The organism is Nostoc sp. 2RC, assembly GCF_014222165.1.
Taxonomy (GTDB): Bacteria; Cyanobacteriota; Cyanobacteriia; order Cyanobacteriales; family Nostocaceae; genus Nostoc; species Nostoc linckia.
Window position 1 is genome coordinate 1 of the sequence record NZ_JACKZU010000362.1, and the last position, 8,348, is coordinate 8,348.

At 37.8% G+C, this 8,348-nt stretch carries 6 protein-coding genes; 4 read left to right on the top strand and 2 right to left on the bottom strand.

Annotation, left to right across the window (positions count from 1 at the left end; all coding sequences use genetic code 11):
- Positions 1 to 108: 108 nt before the first annotated feature.
- Both GNE10_RS28430 and GNE10_RS28435 read right to left on the bottom strand, forming a co-directional pair.
- Complete coding sequence (locus GNE10_RS28430) at positions 109 to 1,059, bottom strand: glycine zipper family protein (RefSeq protein WP_185568985.1); 951 nt, start codon at positions 1,057 to 1,059, stop codon at positions 109 to 111.
- 329 nt (positions 1,060 to 1,388) lie between these two features.
- Positions 1,389 to 3,038: a DUF1565 domain-containing protein gene (locus GNE10_RS28435; protein WP_185568987.1), complete on the bottom strand. Its 1,650-nt coding sequence runs from the start codon at positions 3,036 to 3,038 to the stop codon at positions 1,389 to 1,391.
- A gap of 420 nt (positions 3,039 to 3,458) precedes the next feature.
- Between GNE10_RS28435 and GNE10_RS28440 the strand changes: the two genes are divergently transcribed.
- The 4 genes from GNE10_RS28440 (at position 3,459) to GNE10_RS28455 (ending at position 8,154) form a co-directional block, all read left to right on the top strand.
- Positions 3,459 to 5,663 carry a GTPase domain-containing protein gene (locus GNE10_RS28440; protein ID WP_185568994.1) on the top strand — a complete coding sequence of 735 codons (2,205 nt, stop codon included), beginning with the start codon at positions 3,459 to 3,461 and terminating at the stop codon, positions 5,661 to 5,663.
- Between the two features lie 18 nt (positions 5,664 to 5,681).
- Positions 5,682 to 6,680, top strand: coding sequence for a hypothetical protein (locus tag GNE10_RS28445; RefSeq protein ID WP_099071540.1), 999 nt, complete (start codon positions 5,682 to 5,684; stop codon positions 6,678 to 6,680).
- Positions 6,681 to 6,703: 23 nt separating this feature from the next.
- On the top strand, positions 6,704 to 7,567 hold the full coding sequence (locus GNE10_RS28450; RefSeq protein WP_185568989.1) for a hypothetical protein: 864 nt from the start codon (positions 6,704 to 6,706) through the stop codon (positions 7,565 to 7,567).
- A gap of 194 nt (positions 7,568 to 7,761) precedes the next feature.
- Positions 7,762 to 8,154: a hypothetical protein gene (locus tag GNE10_RS28455; protein ID WP_185568990.1), complete on the top strand. Its 393-nt coding sequence runs from the start codon at positions 7,762 to 7,764 to the stop codon at positions 8,152 to 8,154.
- Positions 8,155 to 8,348 lie beyond the last annotated feature (194 nt).

Sequence of the window (8,348 nt, forward strand, 5' to 3'; positions counted from 1 at the left end):
ACAGATGTATAGCCAAAAGCGATTACTACTAACTGTTTCACAATCCAAAATCTAAAATCTAAAATCCAAAATGGTATAAGTTTGCGATGTTAATAGCAGCACGTACTTTTAAGAACGAATTAACATCGGGTCATAAATTTGGCACTCTTGAACGCCATACTTGCTCAAAATTAAGCTAACGTCATAGAGATCGTTGTCTGTGCCACTAAGGATGAGTATGTAATTGCCTTGTTCAATTTGTTCGTTGTAAAAACGTGCCCACTCATCTGGTATTCCTAGCCTCAAGGCATCAAAGCGATCGCTTAAAATAACACCTGTCGAGCCAATCAATTGAGGAAAGTCTTTGCTAATTAAGGAAATCTGGCTTGCTGGAAAACCCACAACCAACATATCATTAATTGCCGCTTCAGCATTATCTATGCGATCGAAGTAATTAATCGCATACTTGGTCAGAATTCCAGTTTTATTAGGAATGGCGCTAACAGAAGTCGTTGTGTTCAAATAATTTGTAGTTTCATACTCAGTATTGAAATGCTCGTAAATGCCGAACTCTTCAATACCCCAACGCTGTAAAATTGCTTCTACTTGAACAATTTCTAAAGATGTACAATCGACAATTATTAAATAGTGTCCATCCTCTACTCGCTCGTTATATGCTCTAGCTCGATCCTCCGATATTCCCCAACCAACTAATGCACCAGCAAAAGTCCCAGTAGCAGCACCAATACTTGCCCCAACAAGAGTTGTAACCAAAGCAGTTGCAGCTGCGCCAGCCAGCATTATTGGCCCGACTCCAGGAATCGCTAAAGTCCCAAGGCCTACCAATAAACCAGTCAAACCACCAACAGCACCGCCTGAAAGTCCTCCTACTGTTGCACCTTCGTCAGCTTTATCACCAGTTTCACTATTGGCAATGTCATAATTGCGGTCTGGGTTCTGTACAACTACAGATACTTTCTCCATCGCTAAACCAGAATCTTTCAATTCCTGTAGTGCCTGTTCTACATCTCGACGATGAATAAATACGCCTACAACGCGTTGATTTTGACTTAAAATCATTATTACTCCTTAGTAGCAGGGAAAATTAATTACCTGCAAATCTCGTATTTTAGTACTTGTAATCTTAAATACAAATTTGTTTTACTGGAATTCATCTTAAGTAGTAAAATATATTTACAAAAGGTGCGATCGCTACCTCCTTAAGACTCAATTAATATCAAGTTCCAATAATCACTTATTATTAAAATTTCTCCCTTGTCCCCTTGTGCCCTTGTCCCCGTTGTTAAAGGGGAAAGGGAAAATAACAAACATGCACCCCCTTTCCCATTCCCCTTTTCCCGACTTCTCTTAGAAGTCTATTGATGTGTTGCAAAGCTAAACAAAGGAGTTTACGCACTCACAATATAAGGTGAATCGATGGCCGCTACACGGCCAGCATCTAACAAAGCTTGATATACCATCACAGCAACCTCAGCCCGCGTAGCATCGCGGGTAGGATTGAGTTGTTTGAGATTCGGGTAATTAACGATAATCTCTTTTTGAACAGCCTTAATGACTTCATCCTTAGCATAATCAGGAATCTTTCCTTGGTCATCAAAAGTTTTGCTGGTTGCTGTACCATTAGCAGATAATCCCAATCCATTTACCAGAGAGACAATCACTTGCACGCGCTGGATATTTTTGTTAGGGGCGAAGGTATTATCAGGAAAACCAGAAAGAAATAAACCTTGATATGCTTGCTGAATTACCTTGGCTGCCCAAAAGTCTGCTGGTACATCTTTAAATTTAGTAGCTGCGCGGTTTGATGATGGGTTGAAAGCTTTGACTATTAATGCAGCGTATTGCGCCCGCGTCATTGTAGCATCAGGTTTAAATGTGCGATCGGGAAAACCATTAACAATCCCAAATTTGACTAATTCCCGAATAAATGCACCCGCCCAATGATTATTAATATCTGTTAGTTCAATAGTAGGTGTGGGTGTAGGTGTTGGAGTTGGTGTAGGGGTTGGTGTAGGGGTTGGAGTTGGTGTAGGGGTTGGAGTTGGCGTAGGGGTTGGTGTAGGGGTTGGTGTTGGCGTTGGAGTTGGTGTTGGCGTTGGAGTTGGTGTTGGCGTTGGAGTTGGTGTTGGAGTTGGTGTTGGCGTTGGAGTTGGTGTTGGCGTTGGGACTGGAGAATCAGCAAACTCTACCTTTCCTGTGACTTTAGTCGAATCGATTGTATTTCCCACAGAAACCAGTTTGTTGGAACTGGCATTTTGCAAATCAAATTTACCGTTATTGCGTAGAGTATTCCCCCCTGGATTATTGGTACTGCCGATATCTGGTAGGGCAGTTGCAATTACAGTTAGACCATCATCGGTATTATTTTCACTCAGATTATTCCGCAAGACGGGACGGGCGCTACCAGAAACGACGATTCCAGAACGGTTTTCATAAATTTTGTTATCTCGCAGTATGGGTGATGCAGTATCACTAATGGCAATACCAAAACCTGTTTTGAAGAAAGTATTACCTTGAATTTGTCCTTGAGAATTTTTTGCGATCGCCACTCCATTAGCTGCATTCTCACTGAACACATTACCTAGAATAACTGGGTTAGCGTCCCCTGTAGCAAATACTCCCTCCCGCTTACATTGAGTGAAGGTGCTATTAGCAACAGTGGGGGCGGTTGATTCAATCCAGACACCACTACCACGAGTAGCCAGATTTGTGACAGTCACTCCCCGGAGTTCGGCTTTATCAGATAGCACAAAAGTGACATTTTGAGCGGCAAAAGTACGGCTCAGGAAAGTACCGCTTCCTTCAATAAAAATACTGGTTCCTTTGTTAGTTTCATTACCTATCACTATTACCCCAGATGCAATGGTTAGGGGAAACACTTCACCGCTAGCTGCATTGTAATTACCATTTGCCAGTTGAATCTTAGTATCAACTGTAGCTACCTTCAGGGCTTGAGTAATAGTTTTGAATGGGGCTTGTTGGCTACCTGGGTTGGTATCGCTTCCGGCCACTGGATTTACATAAAAAGTTTGAGCCATATTTATACTTCCAAAAAATACATAGCTATCCTAGCGCTAACCATGCAAATGAGTAGCGATGGATGCATGATGAAAGTACTTTTCAGTACAAAGTTAAAAAATTACGCAAATACTTTTTAATTCGTTACGTTATCAAAAATTTTCATGGATGGGTGTTTTCCCATGATTAGCCTATAGTAGTTGTAGGGAGGTGATTGCACTCTCAGTAGAAGGCAAAAGCAACAGAGGCAATGGGATATTGTTTCTGGAGATTGGCATCAACTCTGTATGGGTTTGTCGATTTGAATTTTGAAAAGTTGCTGTGACTTACTAAAATTAGTTAGATTTAGACAGGAATCATATACTTTCACGGATGATGGCTTTTATAGCAAAAGTTTGACATCCGCTATCAAGGAATTATTTTGGTTACATCCTAATTTTATGAATCTAGATAAAACTGCTCAAATCATCAGTATTATTGAGCAACGTCGTCCTTTAGTGAATAAAATTGAACGTGTAGAAAGTAATCTTCGCTCTCTAAGCTTAGCACTACATCATCTTCAACAACACAGCGAACAATTGCTGTCAAAAATTGATGAAGAAGCAGTTATCGCAAAGTTGCATAACTTAAATTTTTCTGGACTTCAGACAAAAATTGAAGCGGAATTAATTGCTTTAAATAAACTCAAAACTCGTTTTAATCGCAATACTTTAAATATTGGAGTAATTGGAAGGGCAAGGCAAGGTAAAAGTCGTTTATTGCAAAGCTTGACAGGATTGACATCAGCGGAAATTCCTGATGGCGATCGCCAACATTGTACTGGAGTTCGTAGCACTATTCACCATAATTCTAATTTCGCTACTTATGGAGAAGTTTGGTTTCATACTGAAAGGTCTTTTTTAGACGAAGTAATAGCACCTTACTATGAAAAATTGCGTCTTGGTTTAAAACCAATCACCCTAGAAGCCTTTGCCAATCATCCCTTACCTCCTTTACCAGTTGAACTCACAGAATATGCTGAACCGGGAGCAATGTATCAACATTTGCGGCGATATCATATTAATTTAGACAAATACCGCCACCTGCTAAAAGTAACTTCACCCCGACGTATTAGCCAAACAGAAATTCGCGAATATGTGGCTCAAGATACCACTGATGGACAGCGAATTTTCTTTAATTACTTAGCAGTACAAGAGGTAAAAATCACTTGTAAATTTCCTCATGAAGCGGTGGGGCAGATTGCCTTGGTAGATATGCCAGGATTAGGGGATACAGGAATTGGTGATGAAGAGCGTTTAGTTAAGACTTTAGCACATGATGTAGATGCAGTAATTTTTGTGCGTATGCCTAAATCCTCTGGTGATTATTGGGCAGATGTGGATGTACGACTTTATGATATTGCGGCCAATGCAATCACAGAATTACCGATAAATTTATGGTCTTTTCTAATTTTGAATCGGACTGATTCTACATCCAATAACAGCGATAATTGGTATAACTGTCAAGACCTTGCTCAAACACTTTCAGAAAAGCATATTCAGGTTGTTAATCATGTTATTGCCAATTGTGCCAATCCCCAAGAAGCAAATCAAGTGCTGGAATTAATTTTAGATTATCTAGCAAAAAATATTACGATTCTAGACAGTAAATATGCTTTTCTGTGTCAAGAACGTCTTGTGCAACTACAAAATACAGTGGCAGTAGAATTAGAAAAAGCTCGTCAAGTATTAGAACAAGCTGCGAGTGGAGAAAACTGGTTTCCTTTGTTTGAAAATTTATTTGCACAACTTTGGGATAATTTAACCACTGGTTTAGAAGCACTGTTAAAAAAATTAAGAGAACAGCGTGATGCTCAAAATATTGAGTTTAGACAACAGGTTGAAGCAGCTTTAAAAACTTGTCAACAAGATAGTGGAATTCCCACAGAAGCAGAAATTGAAACTCGACGTAACCGTGTTGGTGGTTATCCCAATGCATATTATGAATATTTAAATGAAGTTCGTGCTTATTTATCCCAGCACTTCCTGTTATTAGATAAAGGATTAAAACAGGGATTAGATCGGGTGAAAGGTCAAGTATCTGAGGTATTAATTAATCAAGCTGGTTTGGGATTTGTAAGTGATGTTCGTGGGGAAGAATTTATCAACGCGATCGCTGCATATATCCCCAACGAACTCATTCCCAGTCAACCTAGTCGCTTAAAACTAGGATTCCAGATTCTTGCTGATTTTGAGCTTTCCTATCGAGGAATGATTCAACATCGTATCAGACAACGTTTAGATGATTTAACTCCCGATGAAACATCTTTACAACTCTCATCTTCTCCTTGTGCATCTGAAGTTTTATCATGTCTCCAAGCACTACACTCTGAAGCTATTTACAAATGTAGAACAGCATTAGATGATTTATTAGCTGAACCTAGCCAAGCTGCTTTTGCCATTGTTGAAGAATTTTTAGACCGCGTTCTTCGTGCTGAAGGCGCTAAAACAGAATGGCGGATATTTTTAGAAGAAGTTCGTTCTGAAGTCTGGTGTGATGAGTTTGAGCAATTAGGCGAACGCACCAGAACCAGGCGGGAGTGGATAGATTCTATAGAATGTGCTGCTACGGCTAATAAATTAAGCGCAATGCAATTCCTCAATTAATCAAGGAAAGAGACTGGAATGCAAGAACTTCAAATTACAATGCTGGGGCCTAGTGGTGTGGGAAAAACTACATTATTAACAGCAATGTACGAACAATTTGAAAGTAATATTGGGTTAACTAATCTTCAACTGACTCCTGACGATGATAGTGCAGCTATTTTACAAGACCGTTTAGTTGAATTAAAAAGTTTAATCGATGTTTTTGAAGCCAGAGGAAGAACAGGTATTCAAGGGACAGAAGCTTTAGCCGGCCCTGAATCCTTACGTGCTTTTAGATTTGGTTTAGGGAAAAAAGGTGAAGCTCCATCATTACAATTGTGTTTTCGCGATTATCCTGGCAAATATCACGAAACTAGTGCAACTTCAGAAGAAAAACAATTTGTGAAAGAACTTCTTCAGAACTCAGTGGCAGTTTTAATAGCCATTGATGCTCCAGCTTTAATGGAAGACCCCAAAGGAGTTTTGCACGAAAAAATTAATCGCCCTCAACAAATAAAAAATCTTTTCAATGCTGCTTTTCAAGACTTGGATTCACCTAGATTAGTAATTTTTGCACCGGTGAAGTGTGAGAAATATTTAAAAGACGATAAATCTGCATCTGAATTAATAGACCGAGTAAAAAAGGGTTATGAAAATTTATTTAATCATTTCAATTCAGAAAAATTAAGTCCTTTAATTGTTAGTGTAATTACTCCTATTCAAACAGTTGGTAGTGTAGTTTTTTCCCGCATTGAATTTGATTCCCAAAATAACCCACACTTTTATTTTCGCAAAATTAGACATGATGCTTATTATAATCCTAAAGATAGCGAACAATTACTGCGTTATCTCCTCAGATTTTTACTCAAACTTCATCTAGATTCGCGCAATCGCAGTTGGGGATTTTTTAGCTTCGTTAGAGGTTGGTTAAGTTTAGATGATTACCTCAGAAAAGCCGTAGATGAATTTGCACGAGGATGCAAAACCACAGGAGGTTTTGTTGTGATTAAAGGCGAACAATTACTAAATATTTACTAGAATATTTACTAGGATTTAAAACTATGCAACTTTATGTCCAAAGCCGGGGAATCAATCAAGAGTATGATTATCGCTGGTTAAAAATTAAACAAGACAATCAAGTTCCAGAAATTCCTCCTATTTTACAAACACAAATTTTGGATAATTCTGGAACTGCATTTCGTGTGGCTGATATGATAGATAGCCAAGTTCCATCAATAATTTTAATTCGGTCGAATGGCGAACTATTATTATTAGTCACCGCATTAGAAGCCAGAGAAGAAAGAATTGATTTTATGGGGCGTAGAGTTCGTAACTCTGTTGTGTGGATATATCCAGAAAATAACGAACAAGCACTAAGGTCTCTAACTGTCCGGGCTTTGAGGGGAGAGCTACAACAAGAAGTTGATAAAGCTATAACAATTGGGGGAGAATACGGTTTTACTGTGTTATTTGAAGAAATTAGTCGATTAGCTAATCCAGAAGCTATTGATAATTATGAAGCAGATTTAAAACCAAAAATCGGGAAGAATTTTTTAAAATTAAGGGAAGAATTAGCTTTAGAATTAGAACGCCATAAATTGCCTCAAAGAAATGGACTTTTAATTGTAGTGACAAGTATAAAAACAAAACCTGCTCTCATCGAAGCTAACGTTTGGAGAGGTTTATCAAATCGTTTGCTTAATGATAATTGGGAAATAATTCCGGAAAAAAAAAGTCTTACGGGAATCTGGATATTGGTTTTGGCAGTGGTCATTGTGCTGGCGATCGCCTTGCTATTAATAATAATAATTCCTCAGAAAATACAGCCAAAAACGAATTCCTCACCACCTCCTCAAATAAACAAGATACTACAGGAAACGAATCATTCATTAGTTTTGTTCCCAAAGAATTTGATGTCGAACTAAATCAAGTTGGAGAAATTATCAAACTCATCTTTGATAATCCTGTTGAATTCATTCAAAAAGGCATTGACTTTAACAAGGCTCTGTGGGAACTTAATGAATACGACCAAGAAAAGTTATTATATATTACTTCATTTATTTTAGAACAAAAAAACCTAGATAATGATGCTAATGAAAGAACTTTAACAGATAGAAAAATGACGCTGATTAATTTAGCAGAATCAGCAATGAATTATTATTTTAATAATATTAAAAATATCCAAAATGGCAAACTGATTAATAATCATAATGTTTTCATATCAAATAGTTTAGAGTATATGAATAACCCAATTATTGATTTGATTGACAAAAAAGCAAAGCTGAATCAAGCCATATTAACAATTACTTCTACTCGTCAAAAAGAAGAATTATTTTCTCTGGTTTCATATATTCTGCAAGAGAAGCAGTTAGCAAATAAAGCTATAACAAGACGGCTCACTAATGAAGACAAAAAGTTTTTAGCTAAAGCATTATTGATTTTACAAAAACATTCGGATCGATTAAAGGAAATTAAGCGAAAAAATATGAAAAATTCAGATAAATGGATATAAGTAGAACAGGGTAAATAATTAAAAGTTTGTGGTGTAGCCTTCCTCTTAAGCAAGCTACGCGTAGCGTCTCGCAGAGAGAAATTTAGTTCTCAAAAAAGGACTAAAGTCCTTACTACGAACTGAATTTTATTTTTTTAGATTATACCGATTCAAAAAATGTTTGCGACAGATACCCCACCCGCCTGACGGCACCC